The sequence below is a fragment of the Cupriavidus sp. GW821-FHT07C08 genome (assembly GCF_059419025.1).
Map to the genome: position 1 here is coordinate 177,109 of NZ_JBWKQZ010000011.1, position 17,704 is coordinate 194,812.

The window sequence follows — 17,704 nt, forward strand, 5'->3', positions numbered from 1 at the left end:
GGGGTCAGCCGGCCAGGTCGGGCTCTGGCGCCAGCAGCGACGCCGGCGATGCGCTCGCGGCCGCCGGCGCCGCCATGGACGAGGCCAGCACGTAGCGGTCGCGCCCATGTTCCTTGGCGTGGTAGAGGGCGCGGTCGGCATCGGCGAACAACAGGCGCCACAGCGCTTCCTTGCTGCCCGCGCCGCCGCGCAGCTGCGCCACGCCAATGCTGACGCTGGCATGGCCATGGCCGGCGGGCAGTTCAATCGCGCGCACCTTGCGCAGGATCCGGTTGGCCAGCGCCGAGGCCTGCTGCTCGTCGGTATGCGGGCACAGGATGCAGAACTCTTCGCCACCGTAGCGCCCGGCCACGTCCGAGGCGCGGCGCGAATTGTCCAGCGCATGCGCAACCTCGCGCAGCACGGCGTCGCCGGCGTGGTGGCCGAACGTATCGTTGACCTGCTTGAAGTAATCGATGTCGATCACCAGGCAGGACAGCGCCTGCCCGTCGCGCTGCCAGCGCGCCACCAGCGACAGTGCCGACATCTCCAGCGCCCCGCGGTTGAGCAGCCCGGTCAGGGCATCCACGCGCGCGCCACTTTCGTTGTGCGCGACGATCTGCTCCATCGCCATCATGGTGAAGCCGAACAGGCCCAGCAGCGTGGCGATCAGCGGCGCCAGCAGCCAGCCCGAGCCGGCCGGGCCGGCAAAGAACAGTGTCAGCGGTGCGGCGCCCGCCACGGGCAGATACATGGCATGGCTGAAGCCGGCCAGTTGGGTGGCCAGATGCACCAGGCTGGCCACCAGCACCAGCGGCGCGCCGATGCTGCGGCGCCCGCGCCCGGCGCGCGCCAGCGTGGCAAAGGTGGCCAGCGACACCAGCGCCAGCAAGCCGTAGACGATGCGCAGCACCACCTGCTGCCCGGCGGGCATGCCGCTGGTGGCCGCCATCAGGCCAAGCACGATCACGCCCGCGGCGGCCAGCGCCGCGGGATGGGCCGGCACCCCATAATAGACCCGCACGCCGCGATAGATCAGCAGCCAGCCAGCCACGAACGCCAACGCACCCAGCGTGCCCAGCTGGCCCGTGCCGGTGGCCGCGCTGATGGCCAGCGCCAGGCCCGCGGCCGACACCAGCACGTGCCCGAACGCCCACAGCCGCCCCGCCTCGCTCGCGCGCAGCGCGAACACTAGCCCCGCCGCAATAATCAGCGTGCTGCAGAAAAACACCATCATCACCACCGCAATGGTCTGCTGGTCCAGGTGCACGGGGATTTCCTCAAGGATGCCGTCTGCCGCACCGTCAATATCGAGCAGCGGGCATCAGGCCACAGGGGCGCGAAGCAGGCATCTCCCGCACTTGTTTTCACAACATGTGACGTGCGTTGTTTTCAATGCCAGCCGCATGATAGCCCGCGCATGCCGGGCCGTGGCACCCCCGACAAGCCGGGTCGGGCCGGCTGCACACGCAGCTTAGTCCGGGGTGGTGTTGTCCGCAATGCTGCCTGGAAAGGAGCCGCCCAGCACTTGGGTCAGCACACGCGCCGCATGCAGCACATCGACGCGGAAGTCCTCTCGGTAGCGCGAGGCCGGGCAGGTCAGCGTCAGTGCACCACACAGCACATCGCCGGGACCGAACACCGGCGCCGACACCCCGGCAAGATCGGGGCTGCGGTCGCCCACCAGGGCCGCCACGCCCTCGTGCCGGATGCGCTCGTAGAGCGTGCCGGACTCGCCGGCAAAGGCACGCAGCACGCGCGCGCCGGCGCCCCGGTCGCGCGGCAGCAGTTCGCCGGCGCGGACATGGTCGCGCACCGGCTGCGGCGAATCGACGCGGTACAGGCACAGCCGGTGCTCGCCCTGCTCGACATGGAAGGCCGCGCTTTCACGCGTGATGCGCACCAGCTCGCGCAGCGCCGGCATCACCACCGCCTCCAATGAGAACGACGCCGCGTAGACGGCATTGAGCCGCGCCACCTCGGGACCCAGGCCATAGCGCCCGTCCGGCTGGCGCCGCACCAGCCCGGCGTGCTCGAGCGAGGCCAGCAAGCGCAGCAGCGTGCTCTTGTACAGGCCGCTGCGCTGCGCCAGCTCGGCCAGCCCCAGCGCGGTATCGCCAAGACGGAACACCGACAGCACGAACAGCGCCCGGTCCACGGCGATGGCGCCGCCTGCGGCGGCGTGCTTGTCGGCTTCTGAAACCTGTGCGGCTTTGCGTGGCATGGCGGACGACGGCGATCCTGGGTGGACCGGAGGACGGAACGATGCACCAACGTATAGAACGCATCCCGGCTTGTCAATCCGAGCTGTTGCGAGTCAAGGAAGCAGCACACGTGCGGCGGAGCCGCGCAAACAACGCCGCACGCATTCATGGATCCGGGCGGCGCGCTGGCGTTTTTCTGCAACACGTGGCCGGCGCCTGCTGCCGCCCAGGCGGCCGCCCAAGCGCCTTCGCCGGCCCCCCGGCTACCGCATGCGCCACATTGCGTGCGCGTACTCGCCACTCCCCGGTTTGCAAGCGGAATTAGAGGGAAAGTTACCTGCTTTTGATTAAGCAGCCGCTGCACGGCGTGGCTAAAATCATGCGTTGCCTGACCTCTGCGCAATCCCTGCGCTGCTTTCCGTACCCTCGCTGCAATGTCTCACCGCCCTGCTTTTCCCGACCCTGGTATGACCGTTCCCGCCCTCTCGCTTGGCGCCATCCTGGATGACCTGCGTAGCGCTCCGCGCCCGCTGACCTCCGCGGAGTACACATACCTGGCCCACCTGCGGCAGCGTATCGTCACCGGCGACGCAGACCTGTGGACCACGCTCGAGACCGCCGGCGTGCCATGCAGGGAACGCCGCCTGTCGCCCGAAGTGGTGCAGGCGCTGACCGCTATCGGCCATTTGCCGATGCACTGAGCCCGGCGCGCGCCACCCCACATTGCAGAAATTTCCCGGGGTCATTTCAGAAAGCCGCACCCTCCAGCCAGCCTGCGTCCCGCTACGATCGATCCACTTTCGATTCGCCGGGCACCGTGCTTTCAGTCAAGCGCCAAGCATGCCCCGGCCATGGCCCAGGCATGGCTTACCCAAACAACCGGCGCGTCAGCTTCCTGTCGTTGCGCGCCTTTGTCGCACTGATGCGGCACCGTGATGCCGTCCGCGCCGCGCAAGCGCTGTGCATCCATCCGCAAAGGCTGTACTACCACATCCGCGGCCTCGAGGCCGCGCTCGGCAAGCCGCTGTTCCTCACTTGTAGCCCGGACTGGCTGCCGACACCCACGGGCGTGACCGCACTGCCCAAGGTCGTCGCCATGCTGGCCATCTGGGAACAGATCGAGGCCGGCATCCGTGCCAGCCAGCCTGCCGCGACGGCCCGGGAACCCGAACCCGGCGCCGTTGCGCGCCACGGCGCCGCATTCTGGGTGCGGCAGGCGACGATGTAGCGTCAGGCCAGCCGTTCGCAGCAATAGGCCTCGGTGCGATAAGGGAAAGCAACCTCGGCACGACCCGCCAGCGCGGGATGCCCGTCGATAACCGCCTGCAGCCGTTCACGCACGCGGGCTTGCTCCGCCGCCGGCAGCGCGGCAATGAAGCTCACCGACATCACCCGGTCCACGATCACCTGCTGCGGCGCCCCTACATGCGTGTAGGGCAGACGCTGCAGCGCCAGCGGCCCGAAGCCCTCGGCGGGAAAGACCCGCCTCCAGTCGCCCTTGTAGAAGCGCGGCGCGTCGCCTTCATACGGCGTCATGATGGCCGTCAGCTGCGCCACCCAGTCCACGCTTTCATCGCGCACGTTCCATACCAGCCCTAGCCGGCCGCCGGGGCGCAGCACGCGGCCGATTTCCGCCATCGCGCGCGCATTGGCAAACCAGTGGAAGGCCTGCGCGCAGACCACGGCGTCGACGCTGGCATCGGGCAGCGGGATAACCTCGGCACTGCCTTCCAGCGCCTGCACTGACGGCAGCACCGTGGCCAGCTGCGCGCGCATCTGCGCCACCGGTTCGACCGCGATCACCGTCGCCCCCGTCTCCACCAGCCGGCGCGTGAACTTGCCGGTGCCCGCGCCCAAGTCCAGCACGGTGCGGCCCGCGCGCAGGCCCAGCGTGCCGCGCAGCCAGGTGTCGATTTCAGCGGGATATTCGGGACGTCCGCGCGCGTAGGTATCGGCCTGGCTGGCGAATCCCTGTGCGGCGGCCTGGTGGATGGCGGTCATGGGTGGGCTCCGGTTGGTACCGGTGCCGTAGCCTACGCTTCATACCGGCGTCGGGCAAGACTATTGCTGCATGCCCCAGCGGCGCACGGTCAGCCGTTCCAGCGTGGTGAACACCAGCCCCTCCACCAGCAGCCCGATCAGGATCACCGCCGCCAGGCCCGCGAACACGCGGTCGGTATAGAGCTCATTGCGGTTCTGGAAGATAAACCAGCCCAGCCCGCCCTGCCCCGACGACGCGCCGAACACCAGCTCGGCCGCGATCAGCGTGCGCCAGGCAAAGGCCCAGCCGATCTTTAGGCCCGACAGGATCGCTGGCAGCGCCGCCGGCACCAGCACCAGCGCGACATAGCGCAACCCGCGCAGGCCGTAGTTGCGGCCCGCCATGCGCAGCGTCGGCGGCACCGCCCGGAAGCCCGCGTACATGTTCAGCGCCAGCGGCCACAGCACCGAATGGACCAGCACGAAGACCAGGCTTTTGGTGCCCAGCCCGAACCACAGCAGCGCCAGCGGCAATAGCGCGATCGCCGGCAGCGGGTTGAACATGGCGGTGAGCGTGTCCAGCACATCGCGCCCGAAGCGCGTGGACACCGCCAGCGAGGTCAGCACGAACGCCAGCACGATCCCGGCCGCATAGCCGCGCAGCAGCACCGACAGCGAAATCGCCGCCTTGCCCGGCAGCTCGCCGCTGGCCACCGTGTCGCCGAAGGCGCGCATCGTGGCCAGGCATGACGGCAGCAGCAGGTCGTTGTCCTGCACGCGCGCCACCAGCTCCCAGATCAGCCCCAGCGCCAGCAGGATTACCGCCTTGCGCAGCCAGCCGTGTTGCCACAGGCGCTGGTGCCACGGCAGCGCGCGCGCAAGCGGGGCCTCGGTGAAGGGTTCAGGCTCGCGTTCGTATTCGGGCCGAAGCGTGTCGGCCAGTGTCAGTGTCGGTTGCGTCATGATGCGATGTCCCGGTTCAGCGGCCCGCTGCGCTGCGCGCACGCGGCGCGGCCTCGGCGGCGGGCTCGTCGAACAGCAAGGTATGGATGCGTTGCGCGGCGGCCTGGAATTCGGCGCCGCCCTGACTGGCCAGGCTGAACTGGTGGCTGTTGAGCTCCGCGCGCACGCGGCCCGGGTGCGGCGACAGCAGCAGGATGCGGCTGCCCACCACCAGCGCCTCTTCGATCGAATGTGTGACGAACAGCAGCGTGAAGGCCGCGTCGTCCCACAGCGCCAGCAGCTCTTCCTGCATGCGCCGGCGCGTGAGCGCGTCCAGCGCGGCAAAGGGCTCGTCCATCAGCAGCACCTTGGGGCGCATGGCCAGTGCGCGCGCGATCGCCACGCGCTGCTTCATGCCGCCCGACAGCGTATGCGGGTAGGCATCGGCAAAATCGGCCAGCCCCACCTTGTGCAGGCTGTCCAGCGCCAGCTCGCGCGCCTCTACCCGCGACAGCTTGCGCGCTTGCCGCAACGGGAACATCACGTTCTGCACCACCGTCTTCCACGGCGGCAGCTGGTCGAACTCCTGGAACACCACGATGCGGTCCGGGCCGGGCTGCAGCACGCGCCGGCCTTCCAACCGGATCTCGCCCTCGCTGGGCGGAACGAACCCGGCAACCGCCTTCAGCAGCGTGGACTTGCCGCAGCCGGACGGGCCCAGCAGCACGAAGCGGTCGCCGGCATGCACGTCGAAGCTGACGCGATGGGTGGCGCGCACGATGCGCTCGGGCGTGCGGTACTCCAGCGACACGCCATCCACCTGCAGCAGAGGCGTGGCGCGGTCCGACACTACGCGCAGGTTGTGGGTGGCCATGCTCAGCTCCCCTGCGCGGTGACCGGGTCCTGGAAGAAATAGTCCTGCCAGGACTTGGGCTGGTTGCGGATCGCGCCCACGCGGTGCATGAAAGCGGCCAGCGCAAAGGTGTTCTGCGGCGCCACGCGGAACTGCACCTGCGGGTTCTTCAGCACGCGCAGCAGCAGCGCGCGGTCGGTCTTGGCCTTGCTCTGGCGCAGGTAGATATCGGCGGCGGCTTCCGGATTGGCGGTGGCAAACGCCGCGGCCTCGGCTAGCGCATCGACGAAGGCGCGATAGGTCTTGGGGTTGTCGCTGCGGAATTTCTCGGTCGCGTACAGCACCGTGGAGGAGCTGGGGCCGCCTAGCACGTCATACGAATTCAGCACGATGCGCGCGTTCGGGTTGCCGGCCAGTTCCTGCTCCTGGAACGGCGGATTGCCGAAGTGGCCGGTGATCTCGGTGCCGCCGGAAATGATCGCCGCGGCCGCATCCGGGTGCGGCACCGCCACGGTCCACTTGTCGAGGCGGTTGTATTCCTTGTCGCCCCATTGCCTTGCCGCAGCCAGTTGCAGCACGCGCGACTGCACCGACACGCCCACCGCCGGCAGCGCGATGCGGTCCTTCTCGGTGAAATCGGCAATCGACTTCACCTTGGGGTTGTTGCTGACCAGGTAGTACGGGAAGTTGCCCAGCGACGCCACGCCGCGCACGTTCTGCTTGCCGTGGGTGCGGTCCCACAGCGTCAGCAGCGGGCCCACGCCGGCGCCGGCGATATCGATGGCACCGGACAGCAGTGCGTCATTGACCGCGGCGCCGCCCGACAGTTGAGTCCATTCGACCTTGATATCGACACCCAGCTGCTTGCCGTGCTTCTCGATCAGCTGCTGGTCGCGCGCCACGTTGAGCAGCAGGTAGACCACGCCGAACTGCTCGGCGATGCGCAGCTTGCCTTCGGCGTGCGCTGTGCCGGTGATGGCCAGGCCGGCGCTCAGCGCCAGCAGGCCGAGCCTGCGGGAGAAACGAGAGAACATGATCAAGACTCCGGGGAATACGGTGGATTGGCGCACGCCACTGCGAGCGCCCTGGGATGACTTGCGATACCGCTGCCGCCTTCAGCGCGGCACGTCGCCTTCGATGGTGGTGCGGTACATCACGCGCCGCAGTTCCGGCGGACAGCCCGCGGCAAGATGCAGCAGCGAGCGGTTGTCCCAGAACACCAGGTCGTGCGGCTGCCACTGGTGGCGGTAGATATGGGCAGGTTCGACGCTGTGCGCGAACAACTGCTCCAGCAGTTCGCGGCTTTCATCTTCGGGCAGGCCGACGATGCGGGTGGTGAAGTGCTCGCTGACGAAGAGCGCCTTGCGCCCCGTTTCCGGGTGGGTGCGCACCACCGGCTGCAGCACCGGCCTGACCTGCGCGATCTGCTCCGGCGTCAGGTTGGGCCGCCACGGGCTGCGCTGCTGCAGCTCGGCGTAGCGCGCCAGGTAGGTGTGCTCGGCCTGCAGGCCATCGACGGCGCGCTGCAGCGCAGCCGGCAGCGTTTCCCAGGCCAGGTGCATGTTGGCGAACAGCGTATCGCCTCCCTCGGCGGGCAGCTCGCGCGCATGCAGCAGCGAACCGAGGCTGGGCTTTTCCTTGTACGACAGGTCCGAATGCCAGAAGTGGCCGGCATCGCCCAGCCCGATCGGCTTGCCGTTCTCGACCACGTTGGACACCACCAGCACTTCCGCATGGCCCGGCAGCTGGAACTGGTGCAGCACGTGGATCTGCAGCGGCCCGAAGCGTCGGCTGAAGCCGATCTGCTGCGCGGGCGTGATCTGCTGGTCGCGGAACACCACCACGTGGTAGTCGAGGTGGGCGCGGTGGATGCGGGCAAAGTCCGCGTCGGACAGCGGCTGCGACAAGTCGAGCCCGATCACTTCCGCGCCCAGCGGCGCGTCCAGCGCACGGATCTCGAAGTTGCCCGCGTCTGCGGAAAATGCGGTGGAAAGCGGCGCGCTCTGCTGGCGCGAAACACTGGCGTGGGCGGTTGCGGTCGTCATGGCAAGCTCTGGCATACGGGGGAAGCCGATGCGGCATCCGGGATGCCGCGTACAAGCTTGCACTGTAGAGAGCCGGCCATTGCACGGTCAACGAATCATATCGCTGGCCCTTATCCGCTTATCGCATATCCATGTCTCGACATTGGCGGGCCATCAGGGCTTGCCGGGGCAACCGCTGCGGCACGGCACGTTGGCCGTATCCGGGCGCGCGTCGGCGACAAAGCCATCGCGGTTCGGCATCTTCACCTGCGGCAGCGTGCGCGCGTCCAGCGCCGCATCTGCGGGCAGGATGCCGTTCTTGTGCAGCAGCCACGCGGTGACGGCATAGACCTCGTCCGGCGCCAGGCTCTGCGGCGCGTTATAGGGCATGGCGCGGTTGATGAAGTCGAATACGGTGGTCGCATAGGGCCAGAAGCTGCCGATGGTCTTGACGGGGTCCTTGCCCCTGGCGGCGTCCTTCAGCGTGCCCTGCCCGCCCACCAGCGCATCGGCCGGCTTGCCTTCGCCATTGACGCCGTGACATGCGGCACAGTGCTGCGCATAGACCTGCTGGCCCCGCGCGACCGTGCCGCTGCCTGGCGGCAGGCCAGTGCCGTCCGGGGTCACGTCGATATTCCACGCGGCAAGATCGCGCTCGCTGGCGGGACGGCCTATGCCGTAGCTCTGCGCAAGGACCGTTTGGGCAGCGCAAGCCAGCGCCAGCACAGCGGCGGCACCACTGATTCGTTCAAGCGCGCGCATTGGCAATACTCCCGTCCGCGGCCACGCGCCAGCGCTGGATCGCGTTGTAGTGATAGGTGGATGCCACGCCGCGCACGGCCACGAGCTGGTCCGGCGTGGGCTGGACGTTGCCGGCTTCGTCGATGGCGCGGCTCTCCAGCGAAACTGGCCCGCCATCCCAGCGCCACGGCAGGCGGAAGCGCACCAGGGCGCGGTCCAGCACCGGCTCCTGCAGCTGCGCCTCGCGCCAGCTGCGGCCGCCATCGACCGACACCTCGACGCGGCGGATGCGCCCGTGACCCGACCACGCCAGGCCCGAGATCTCATAGAACCCGCGCTCACGCAGCTTGTGATCCGGCGCGGGGAAGGTGATCACGGACTTCACGTCCATCAGGAAGGTGAACTGCCGAGCGCTGCCGTCGGGCAGGGAATCCGTGTATTTCGAAGTCTCTTCGCGCGACATGAACGGCGCGCGCCCCAGCTTCAGGCGCCGCAGCCACTTGATGCTCATGTTGCCCTCATAGCCCGGCAGGAACAGCCGCAGCGGATAGCCGTGCTCGGGGCGCAGCATCTCGCCGTTCTGCGCATAGACCAGCAGCGCGTCCTCCAGCGCCTTGGCCAGCGGCACGCTGCGCGTCATGGCCGCGCCGTCGGCGCCCTCGGCCAGCACCCACGCTGCTTCCGGCGCCACGCCGACTTCGTCCAGCACCGCGGACAACGGCACGCCGGTCCACTCACAGCAAGACAGCAGGCCGTGGCTGATCTGCACCGACTTCGCACCGGGCGCCTTCCACTCGCGCCCGGTGTTGCCCGAACACTCCAGGAAGTGGATGCGCGACACCGACGGCAGGCGCACCAGGTCGTCCATGGTGAAGATGCGCGGGCGCGCCACCAGCCCGTGCACCGCCAGCCGGTGCTGCGCCGGGTCGATCTGCGGGATGCCGGCGTGATGGCGCTCGAACACCAGCCCGGTCGGCGTGATGATGCCGCGCAGGTCCTGCAGCGGCGTCATCGACGAGTTGGCACCGGGCAGCGGCGCCGCGCTGCGGCTGCGGCGCACCACGTCTTTCTCGAACGGGGATGGCTGGCCATACGGATGCCACAGCACGGGTTCACCCGGCGTGCGCGTCCACGGCGCAACCGTCAGGGGTTCAGCGCGCGCCGCAGTGGCGGCACCAGCCGCGGCGGCGCCCAGCACCGCCCCGCGCTGCAGGAAGCGCCGGCGGCCGGAAGTCAGGTCATTGCTCATCGTGAGGGCTTGGTCAGCCTGCCAGGGATCAAAATGCGCAGACTGTAGGACAGCACCGGCGCTCGGCCAACGAAGAAGAATGCATGCCGATATGCTAACGCCGCTCTGCGCGCCATATGCGCGGGGCCGATAACCAAAGCCGGAATCATTCGTTCAGGTCCGCGCGCAGCGCCGCTTATCGTGGAGCCGTCCTCCACTTCAAGAAGGTCTGCACGATGACGACCCCGCGCCCCGATGCCATTGCTGCACCCACGCTGACCCGCCGCGAACTGCTGCGCTGCGCGGCCTGGTCCGGGCTGGGCATGGCGGCGTCGCTGTCGCCGCTGTCCGCGTTCAGCGCCAGCCCCGCCGCGCGGCCTGACGTGATCCGCGTCGGCGTGGCCCAGCCCGCCACCGGCACCCCGCCCAGCTTTGCCGGCAGCTCGCTGGCGATTGCCCATGCGCGCGGCTGGCTGGAGGAATCGTTCAAGCCGACCGGCACGCGCGTGGAGTGGTTCTTCTTCAAGGGCGCCGGCCCCGCCGTCAACGAGGCGCTGGCCAACCGCCAGCTCGACTTTGCGCTGCAGGGCGACCTGCCGTCCATCGTGGCCCGCTCCGCGGGCCTGAAGACGCGGCTGGTGCTGGCCACCGGCGTGCGCGCCAACATCTATGTGGGCGTGCCACCCGATTCGCCGCTGAAGACGGTCAGCGACCTGCGCGGCAAGCGCGTGTCGCTGTTCAAGGGCACCAATATGCATCTGCCCGCGCTGCGCCTGCTGGAAGCGAACGGGCTGTCGGACAAGGACCTGCGCCTGCTGAACCTGGACACGGCCGGCTACCTGGCGGCGCTGTCCACGCGCGACATCGACGCCGCCATCGGCGCCATGGACATCCTGCGCCTGCGCGACAAGGGCGCGGTGCGCATCCTGTACTCCAGCAAGAACCAGTCGCCGATCTACACACGGCAAAGCCACGTACTGGTGAGCGACGAATTCGCCGGGCGCTATCCGGAGGCCACGCAGCACCTGGTGAAGGCCGCGGTCGAGGCGGCGCGGTGGGCCTCGGACGAGAGCCATCGCGAGGAGGTGCTGCGCACCTGGGCGCGCGCGGGTACGCCTTATGACCACTGGAAGGAAGACTTTGACGGCGAGCCGCTGCGGGTGCGGCTGAACCCGAATTTCGATCCCTTCCTGGTCAGCCGCTACAAGGACGCGGTCGAGCAGGCCTATCGCTTCAAGCTGAGCCGTGCGCGCTTTGACGTGGACCAGTGGATCGACCAGCGCTTCCTGAAGGCGGCGCTCACCGACCTGAGCCTGCAGAGCTACTGGCCCGTCTACCAACCCAACGGCAAGATCCTGGGAGCCTGACATCATGGCTGTCGCCGATTCGCTTTCACTGCCCGCCGCCGCAGCACCGCGCGTGGCTGTTCCACGCAAGCCACTGCGCTGGCAAGACGCCACACGCTGGCTGCTGGCCTGGCCGGTGCCGCTGGCGCTACTGCTGCTCTGGTACGTGGCCGCCCGCAATGCCTGGATTCCGCCGCAGGTGCTGCCCGCACCCGAAGACGTCGCACGCACGCTGGCCGACCTCTGGCAAAGCGGGGAACTGCAGGCCAACCTGGCCATCAGCGCGCTGCGCGTGGCCGGTGGCTTTGCCGTGGGCCTGGCCGGCGGCCTGGCGCTGGGCGCGGCCATGGGCCTGTCGCCGACGTTGCGCGACTACGTCTACCCGACCTTCAAGGCCTTCAGCCAGGTGCCGGTGCTGGGCTGGCTGCCGCTGCTGATGCTGCTGGTCGGCATCGACGAAGCGCTCAAGGTGATCCTGATCGCCAAGGCCGCCTTCGTGCCGGTGGCGCTGAACACGTACAAGGGCATCGGCAGCGTGCCGACCCGCTACCTGGAAGTGGCGCGGGTGCTGCAGCTCACGCGCTGGCAGACGCTGTCGCGCGTGGTGCTGCCCGCCGCGGCCGCGCCGGTGTGGAACGGCGTGCGCTACGGCCTGACGCACGCGTGGCTGGCGCTGGTGGTGGTGGAGCTGCTGGCCTCTTCAGAGGGGCTGGGCTACATGATCGTCTACGGGCGCCAGCTGTTCCAGCTCGACATGGTGCTGGCCGCCGTGGTGGTGGTGGGCGTGGTGGGCTTTGCGCTGGACAAGACCCTGGCGCTTGCCGAAGGCGCAGTGCTGCGCTGGCGCAAGCCGGGCTTCTGAGGCGGGGCCGCGATGACCACTTCTGCTATCCGCCCCCGTATTCGCCTGCCCCGCGCCCTGCGCGGCTGGGTGCTGCCGCTCGCGTTGCTCGCGCTGTGGTGGGCCGCCGTGCGCTTTGGCTGGACCACTTCGCCGTTGCTGGTGCCGGTATCCAGCGTCTGGGACACCGCGGTGCGCCAGGTGCAGAGCGGCGCGCTGGCCACGGCATTGGCCGCCAGCCTTTGGCGCGACCTGGCCGGCTTTGCCATCGGCGCCAGCGCCGGACTGGTGTTCGGCACGGCGCTGGGCCTGTCGCGCCTGTTCGAACGCATGGTCGGTCCGAGCTTTCACACGGTCAAGCAGATCTCGCTGTTTGCATGGATCCCGCTGATCTCGGTCTGGTTCGGGCTGGGCGATGCCGCCAAGGTGGTGTTCCTGTCGCTGGCCGCATTCTTCCCGGTGGTGCTGAACACCTTCGAAGGCATCCGCGCCGTGCCGGCCGACCTGCTCGAGGTTGCGCGCGTCTTGCGATTCAACCGCACCCAGGTGCTGTGGCGCGTGGTGCTGCCGTCGGCGGCCCCGTCGATCTTCGCCGGCATCCACCTGGGGCTGATCTATGCGTGGCTGGCCACGCTCGGCGCGGAGTACCTGCTGGTATCCGGCAAGGGCATCGGCAACACCATGACCGACGGCCGCGAGAACTTCTGGATGGACCTGGTGATTTTCGGCGTGATCGTGGTCGGCCTGGTCGGCTTCACGCTGAACTGGATCGCCAGCCGCATCGAATCCCGCCTGCTCGCCTGGCGCGGGCGTTCGGTAGCCGCGGACTGAGCCACGTTGCCCCTGATTGAACGGAGACCACAAATGCCACATGCCGGCACGCTAAGCATCGCGCACCTGCACAAGCAGTACGAAGTCGAAGGCCGGGCGCTGCCCGTGCTCGAGGACATCACCCTGACCATCGCCCCTGGCGAGTTCGTCAGCATCGTCGGCGCCAGCGGCTGCGGCAAGTCCACCCTGCTGCGGCTGGTGGTGGGCCTGGAAGAGGATTACCGCGGCGAGATCCTGCTGGACGGCAAGCGCGTATCGGGCACCAGCCTGCAGCGCGGCATCGTGTTCCAGGAGCACCGCCTGTTCCCGTGGCTGACGGTGGAACAGAACATCCGGCTGGCGCTGCTCAACACGCCGGGCAGCGACGCGGAGAAAGACCGCAACGTTGCCGAGCATATCGCGCTGGTGGGCCTGCGCGGCTTCGAGCAGGCCCACCCGCACCAGCTCTCTGGCGGCATGTCGCAGCGCGTGGCGATTGCGCGGGCACTGGTGACGCGGCCGGAGATCCTGCTGCTCGACGAGCCCTTCGGCGCGCTCGATGCGATGACGCGGGCCTACCTGCAGCAGGAACTGCAGCGCATCTGGCAGGCAGAGGGCATCACCATGATCCTGGTCACCCACGACGTCGAGGAAGCCGTCTTCCTGGGCGACCGCGTGGTGGTGATGGAACCCCGGCCCGGCCGCATCCGCCGCGTCCTGCCGGTGGACCTGCCGCATCCGCGCGAACGCGCCGGACTTCCCTTCGCGCGCGTGCGCGATGCCGTGCTGCGCGAATTCGCCGGGCAGGAGCCTGTCGTGCTGCGGGCGCCTGAACCTGAACTCGCCTGACCCAACCCCGATCCCCTCCGGAGCTTCGTGATGACCCAAGCCAACGCTACGCAAGACCAGACCGTCCAGCTCGACATCCACCCGGTTGCCGGCCGCATCGGCGCCGAGATCCGCGGTGTCGCGCTGCACGGCGACCTGCCGCCCGCCACCTTCGCCGCCATCCGCGCAGCCTTGCTCAAGCACAAGGTGCTGTTCTTCCGCGACCAGGTGCATCTGGACGATGCCGCGCAGCAGGGCTTTGCGCGCCTGTTCGGCGACACCGTGCCGCACCCGACCGTGCCCTCGCGCGACGGCACGCAGCTGCTTGAGCTGGATTCGCAGCATGGCGGCCGCGCCAATTCCTGGCATACCGACGTGACCTTCGACCTGGCCTACCCCGCGGTCTCGGTGCTGCGCGCCGTGACCGTTCCCGCCGCCGGCGGCGACACGGTGTGGGCCAACACCGCCGCCGCGTACCAGGACCTGCCCGAGCCGCTGCGCGAACTGGCCGACAAGCTGCGGGCGCTGCACACCAACGACTACGACTACGCGGCCACGCGCGTCAACCCCAGCGACGAAGGGCTGAAGCGCTACCGCGAAGTCTTCACCTCGGCGCTCTACGAGACCGAGCACCCGGTGGTCCGCGTGCACCCGGAAACCGGCGAACGCACGCTGGTGCTGGGCCACTTCGTCAAGAAGCTGCTGGACTACGCGTCGGCCGATTCGGCGCACCTGCTTGCCGTGCTGCAGGGCCATGTGCACCGGCTGGAGAACACCGTGCGCTGGCGCTGGCGCGCGGGCGACGTCGCCATCTGGGACAACCGCGCCACCCAGCACTACGCCATCAACGACTATGGCGACGCGCACCGCGTGGTGCGCCGCGCCACCGTGGCCGGCGACATCCCGGTCGGCGTGGATGGCCGCCGCAGCAAGGCGGTGAAGGCGGGCGGGCGCAGCGAGGGCGCGGCGCCGGCCAACCAGTCCGCCGCTGCCGCGCAACGGCAAGCGGCCTGATCCAGCCAGTGTCTTCCGGGGAGCACGATCGATGTCACAGCAAAAGCCGCCGCGCCAGCTGCATCTGGGCGCCTTTCTCCAGGCCACCGGGCACCATGTCGCCGGGTGGCGCCATCCGGGCGCGCAGGCCGATGCCGGGCGCAACCTGGCGCACTACATCGCGCTGGCGCAGCGCGCCGAGGCCGCGGGGTTCGATGCGCTGTTCCTGGCGGACGGCGTCGCCATTCGCGGCATGGACGATGCCACCCTGCCGCGCACCGCGCGCGCGGCCACCTTCGAGCCGCTGACGCTGCTGTCGGCACTGGCGGCGGTGACGCAGCGCATCGGCCTGGTGGCAACCGTCTCCACCACCTACAACGAGCCCTTTCATGTGGCGCGCAAATTCGCCTCGCTCGACCACCTCAGCGGCGGCCGCGCGGGCTGGAACGTGGTGACGTCGTGGTCGGATGCCGAAGCGCGCAACTTCAGCTTCGAACGTCATCCCGCGCACGCTGACCGCTACGCCCGTGCCGAAGAGTTTGTCGACGTGGTGACCGGGCTGTGGGACACCTGGGAGGACGATGCCTTCCTGTATGACAAGGACAGCGGCCGGCATTTCGATGCGAACAAGCTGCACACGCTGGACCATCGCGGCGCGCACTTCCAGGTGCGCGGGCCGCTCAACGTCGCGCGCCCGCCGCAGGGCCATCCGTTGATCGTGCAGGCTGGCTCGTCCGAGGCGGGGCAGGAGCTGGCGGCACGCACGGCCGAGGTCATCTTCACCGCGCAGCAGTCGCTGGCCGATGCGCAGGCCTTCTATCGCGGCCTGAAAGCGCGGCTCGCGCGCTATGGCCGCACGCCCGACCAGCTCAAGATCCTGCCTGGCGTATTCCCGGTGGTGGGCCGCAGCGAGGCCGAGGCGCAGGAGAAATTCGAAGCGCTGCAAAGCCTGATCCATCCGTCGGTGGGGCTGGCCCTGCTGTCGCAGCACCTGGGCGGGATCGACCTGAGCGGCTATCCGCTGGACGGCCCGCTGCCCGACAACCTGGCCGAGCCGAACGGCGCCAAGAGCCGCTTCCAGCTGGTTACCGGCCTGGCCCGGCGCGAGAGGCTCACCATCCGCCAGCTGTGCCTGCGCGTGGCCACCGCGCGCGGCCACTGGTCGATCCACGGCACGCCGCAGTCCGTCGCCGACCAGTTGCAGGCGTGGTTCGAGGGCGAGGCCGCCGATGGCTTCAACGTGATGCCACCCTGGCTGCCGGGCGGGCTCGATGATTTCATCGAACTGGTGCTGCCGGAGCTGCGCCGGCGCGGGCTGTTCCGCGAGCGCTATACGGGCACCACGCTGCGCGAGCACCTGGGGCTGCGCCGGCCGGAGAACCTGCGCTGGAAGCAGGTCGAACCGCCGCTCGTGGTCGGGGCCTGACCCCTCTCGCAGCGGCGCCGCGCATATCCAAATGCAATAAGTTTCCTTGCCTCGCGCGAGCGCCGTCGGCAACCATAGCAGCCACGCCGCAGGGGCGTGCGCGGGCCGGCTGGTACCATCGCACGGCCTGGTGTGCCCGCGCGGCGCACCGCCCGGCATGCCCGGCGCCACGGCAGGCCTTGCCCCGTCGCACCGGTCCGGCACCCAACAGCGAGACGAAGAGAGAAAAAGATGAGACTCGAAACCCTGGCCGTCCATGGCGGCTATTCGCCCGATCCCACCACGCGCGCGGTGGCCGTGCCCATCTACCAGACGGTGGCCTACGCCTTCGACAGCGCCCAGCACGGCGCCGACCTGTTCGACCTGAAGGTGGCCGGCAATATCTACAGCCGGATCATGAACCCGACCAACGACGTGCTCGAGCAGCGCCTGGCCGCGCTCGAGGGCGGCGTGGGCGCGCTGGCGCTGGCGTCCGGCATGGCGGCGATCACGTATGCGATCCAGACCATTGCCGAGGCCGGAGACAACATCGTCTCGTCGAGCCAGCTCTATGGCGGCACCTACAACCTGCTGGCGCACACGCTGCCGCAGTCCGGCATCGAGACCCGCTTTGCCGATGGCCGCAACCCGGCCAGCTTCGGCGACCTGATCGACGCGCGCACCAAGGCGATCTTCGTGGAGTCGGTGGGCAACCCGCTCGGCAACGTGGTGGATATCGAAGCCATTGCGCGCGTGGCGCACAACCACGGCGTGCCGCTGATCGTCGACAACACGGTGCCGTCGCCCTACCTGTGCCGTCCGTTCGAGCATGGCGCGGACATCGTCGTGCATTCGCTGACCAAGTACCTGGGCGGCCACGGCAACAGCGTCGGCGGCGCCATCATCGACAGCGGCAAGTTCCCGTGGGCCCAGCACAAGGAACGCTTCAAGCGCCTGAACGAGCCCGACGTGTCCTACCACGGCGTGGTCTACACCGAGGCGCTGGGCCCGGCCGCCTATATCGGCCGCGCGCGCGTGGTGCCGCTGCGCAATACCGGCGCGGCGCTGTCACCGTTCAATGCCTTCCTGATCCTGCAGGGCATCGAGACCCTGGCGCTGCGGCTGGACCGCATCACCGAGAACGCGCTGGCGATCGCCCGCCACCTGCAGCAGCACCCGAAGGTGGACTGGGTCAACTTTGCCGGCCTGCCCGACCATGCCGACCACGCGCTGGTGCAGAAGTACCTGGGCGGGCGCGGTCCCGGCATCCTGTCGTTCGGCCTGAAGCAAGGCGGCCGCGAAGGCGGCGCGCGCTTCCTGGATGCGCTGCAGCTGTTCACGCGGCTGGTCAATATCGGCGATGCCAAGTCGCTGGCCACGCATCCGGCGTCGACCACGCATCGGCAACTCAATGCGGATGAACTGAGGGCAGCGGGCGTCAGTGAGGACATGGTGCGGCTGTCGGTCGGCATCGAGCATATCGACGATCTGATCGAGGACCTGGATCGCGCGCTCGCGGCCTGAACCCAG

At 69.0% G+C, this 17,704-nt stretch carries 18 protein-coding genes; 9 read left to right on the forward strand and 9 right to left on the reverse strand.

What is annotated here, in order from left to right; all coding sequences use genetic code 11:
• Positions 1-4 precede the first annotated feature (4 nt).
• Entirely contained in the window at positions 5-1,249 is a 1,245-nt protein-coding gene (locus AC07UK_RS16470; RefSeq protein ID WP_494687597.1) for a GGDEF domain-containing protein, read from the reverse strand.
• A gap of 204 nt (positions 1,250-1,453) precedes the next feature.
• Positions 1,454-2,203 carry an IclR family transcriptional regulator gene (locus AC07UK_RS16475; protein ID WP_494687598.1) on the reverse strand — a complete coding sequence of 250 codons (750 nt, stop codon included), beginning with the start codon at positions 2,201-2,203 and terminating at the stop codon, positions 1,454-1,456.
• A gap of 447 nt (positions 2,204-2,650) precedes the next feature.
• On the opposite strand from AC07UK_RS16475, the gene AC07UK_RS16480 reads away from it, so the two are divergent.
• Together AC07UK_RS16480 and AC07UK_RS16485 are read left to right on the forward strand one after the other, a co-directional pair.
• Complete coding sequence (locus tag AC07UK_RS16480; RefSeq protein WP_010810922.1) at positions 2,651-2,884, forward strand: hypothetical protein; 234 nt, start codon at positions 2,651-2,653, stop codon at positions 2,882-2,884.
• Between the two features lie 161 nt (positions 2,885-3,045).
• A complete protein-coding gene (locus AC07UK_RS16485) occupies positions 3,046-3,411 on the forward strand; it encodes a helix-turn-helix domain-containing protein (protein ID WP_436224768.1) in 366 nt (121 codons plus the stop codon).
• A 2-nt stretch (positions 3,412-3,413) separates the two neighbouring features.
• On the opposite strand, the gene AC07UK_RS16490 is transcribed toward AC07UK_RS16485, so the two are convergent.
• The 7 genes from AC07UK_RS16490 to soxC all read right to left on the reverse strand — a co-directional run bounded on the left by AC07UK_RS16490 (position 3,414) and on the right by soxC (position 9,972).
• On the reverse strand, positions 3,414-4,184 hold the full coding sequence (locus AC07UK_RS16490) for a class I SAM-dependent methyltransferase (RefSeq protein WP_436224767.1): 771 nt from the start codon (positions 4,182-4,184) through the stop codon (positions 3,414-3,416).
• 60 nt (positions 4,185-4,244) lie between these two features.
• Positions 4,245-5,126, reverse strand: coding sequence for an ABC transporter permease (locus AC07UK_RS16495; RefSeq protein WP_436224766.1), 882 nt, complete (start codon positions 5,124-5,126; stop codon positions 4,245-4,247).
• 16 nt (positions 5,127-5,142) lie between these two features.
• On the reverse strand, positions 5,143-5,979 hold the full coding sequence (locus AC07UK_RS16500; RefSeq protein ID WP_436224765.1) for an ABC transporter ATP-binding protein: 837 nt from the start codon (positions 5,977-5,979) through the stop codon (positions 5,143-5,145).
• Between the two features lie 2 nt (positions 5,980-5,981).
• Positions 5,982-6,992 (reverse strand): ABC transporter substrate-binding protein, encoded by a 1,011-nt coding sequence (locus AC07UK_RS16505; RefSeq protein WP_494687599.1) that lies wholly within the window; start codon positions 6,990-6,992, stop codon positions 5,982-5,984.
• An 81-nt stretch (positions 6,993-7,073) separates the two neighbouring features.
• A complete protein-coding gene (locus AC07UK_RS16510) occupies positions 7,074-8,003 on the reverse strand; it encodes a TauD/TfdA dioxygenase family protein (protein ID WP_436224763.1) in 930 nt (309 codons plus the stop codon).
• A gap of 153 nt (positions 8,004-8,156) precedes the next feature.
• On the reverse strand, positions 8,157-8,744 hold the full coding sequence (locus tag AC07UK_RS16515) for a c-type cytochrome (protein ID WP_436224762.1): 588 nt from the start codon (positions 8,742-8,744) through the stop codon (positions 8,157-8,159).
• Entirely contained in the window at positions 8,731-9,972 is a 1,242-nt protein-coding gene (soxC, locus tag AC07UK_RS16520; protein WP_436224761.1) for a sulfite dehydrogenase, read from the reverse strand. The genes AC07UK_RS16515 and soxC overlap by 14 nt, the downstream gene beginning before the upstream one ends.
• 215 nt (positions 9,973-10,187) lie before the next feature.
• Here soxC and AC07UK_RS16525 point away from each other — a divergent pair, with 215 nt between their 5' ends.
• The 7 genes from AC07UK_RS16525 (at position 10,188) to AC07UK_RS16555 (ending at position 17,698) form a co-directional block, all read left to right on the forward strand.
• On the forward strand, positions 10,188-11,318 hold the full coding sequence (locus AC07UK_RS16525) for an ABC transporter substrate-binding protein (RefSeq protein WP_436224760.1): 1,131 nt from the start codon (positions 10,188-10,190) through the stop codon (positions 11,316-11,318).
• A 4-nt stretch (positions 11,319-11,322) separates the two neighbouring features.
• Positions 11,323-12,159: an ABC transporter permease gene (locus AC07UK_RS16530; protein WP_436224759.1), complete on the forward strand. Its 837-nt coding sequence runs from the start codon at positions 11,323-11,325 to the stop codon at positions 12,157-12,159.
• 12 nt (positions 12,160-12,171) lie between these two features.
• The gene (locus AC07UK_RS16535) at positions 12,172-12,969 is read left to right on the forward strand and encodes an ABC transporter permease (RefSeq protein ID WP_494687600.1); all 798 of its coding nucleotides are present in this window, start codon (positions 12,172-12,174) and stop codon (positions 12,967-12,969) included.
• Positions 12,970-13,002: 33 nt separating this feature from the next.
• A complete protein-coding gene (locus AC07UK_RS16540) occupies positions 13,003-13,797 on the forward strand; it encodes an ABC transporter ATP-binding protein (RefSeq protein ID WP_436224758.1) in 795 nt (264 codons plus the stop codon).
• Between the two features lie 30 nt (positions 13,798-13,827).
• Entirely contained in the window at positions 13,828-14,790 is a 963-nt protein-coding gene (locus AC07UK_RS16545; RefSeq protein WP_436224757.1) for a TauD/TfdA dioxygenase family protein, read from the forward strand.
• 31 nt (positions 14,791-14,821) lie between these two features.
• Positions 14,822-16,195, forward strand: coding sequence for an LLM class flavin-dependent oxidoreductase (locus tag AC07UK_RS16550; protein ID WP_436224756.1), 1,374 nt, complete (start codon positions 14,822-14,824; stop codon positions 16,193-16,195).
• Positions 16,196-16,426: 231 nt separating this feature from the next.
• On the forward strand, positions 16,427-17,698 hold the full coding sequence (locus AC07UK_RS16555) for an O-acetylhomoserine aminocarboxypropyltransferase/cysteine synthase family protein (protein ID WP_436224755.1): 1,272 nt from the start codon (positions 16,427-16,429) through the stop codon (positions 17,696-17,698).
• Positions 17,699-17,704: the final 6 nt, after the last annotated feature.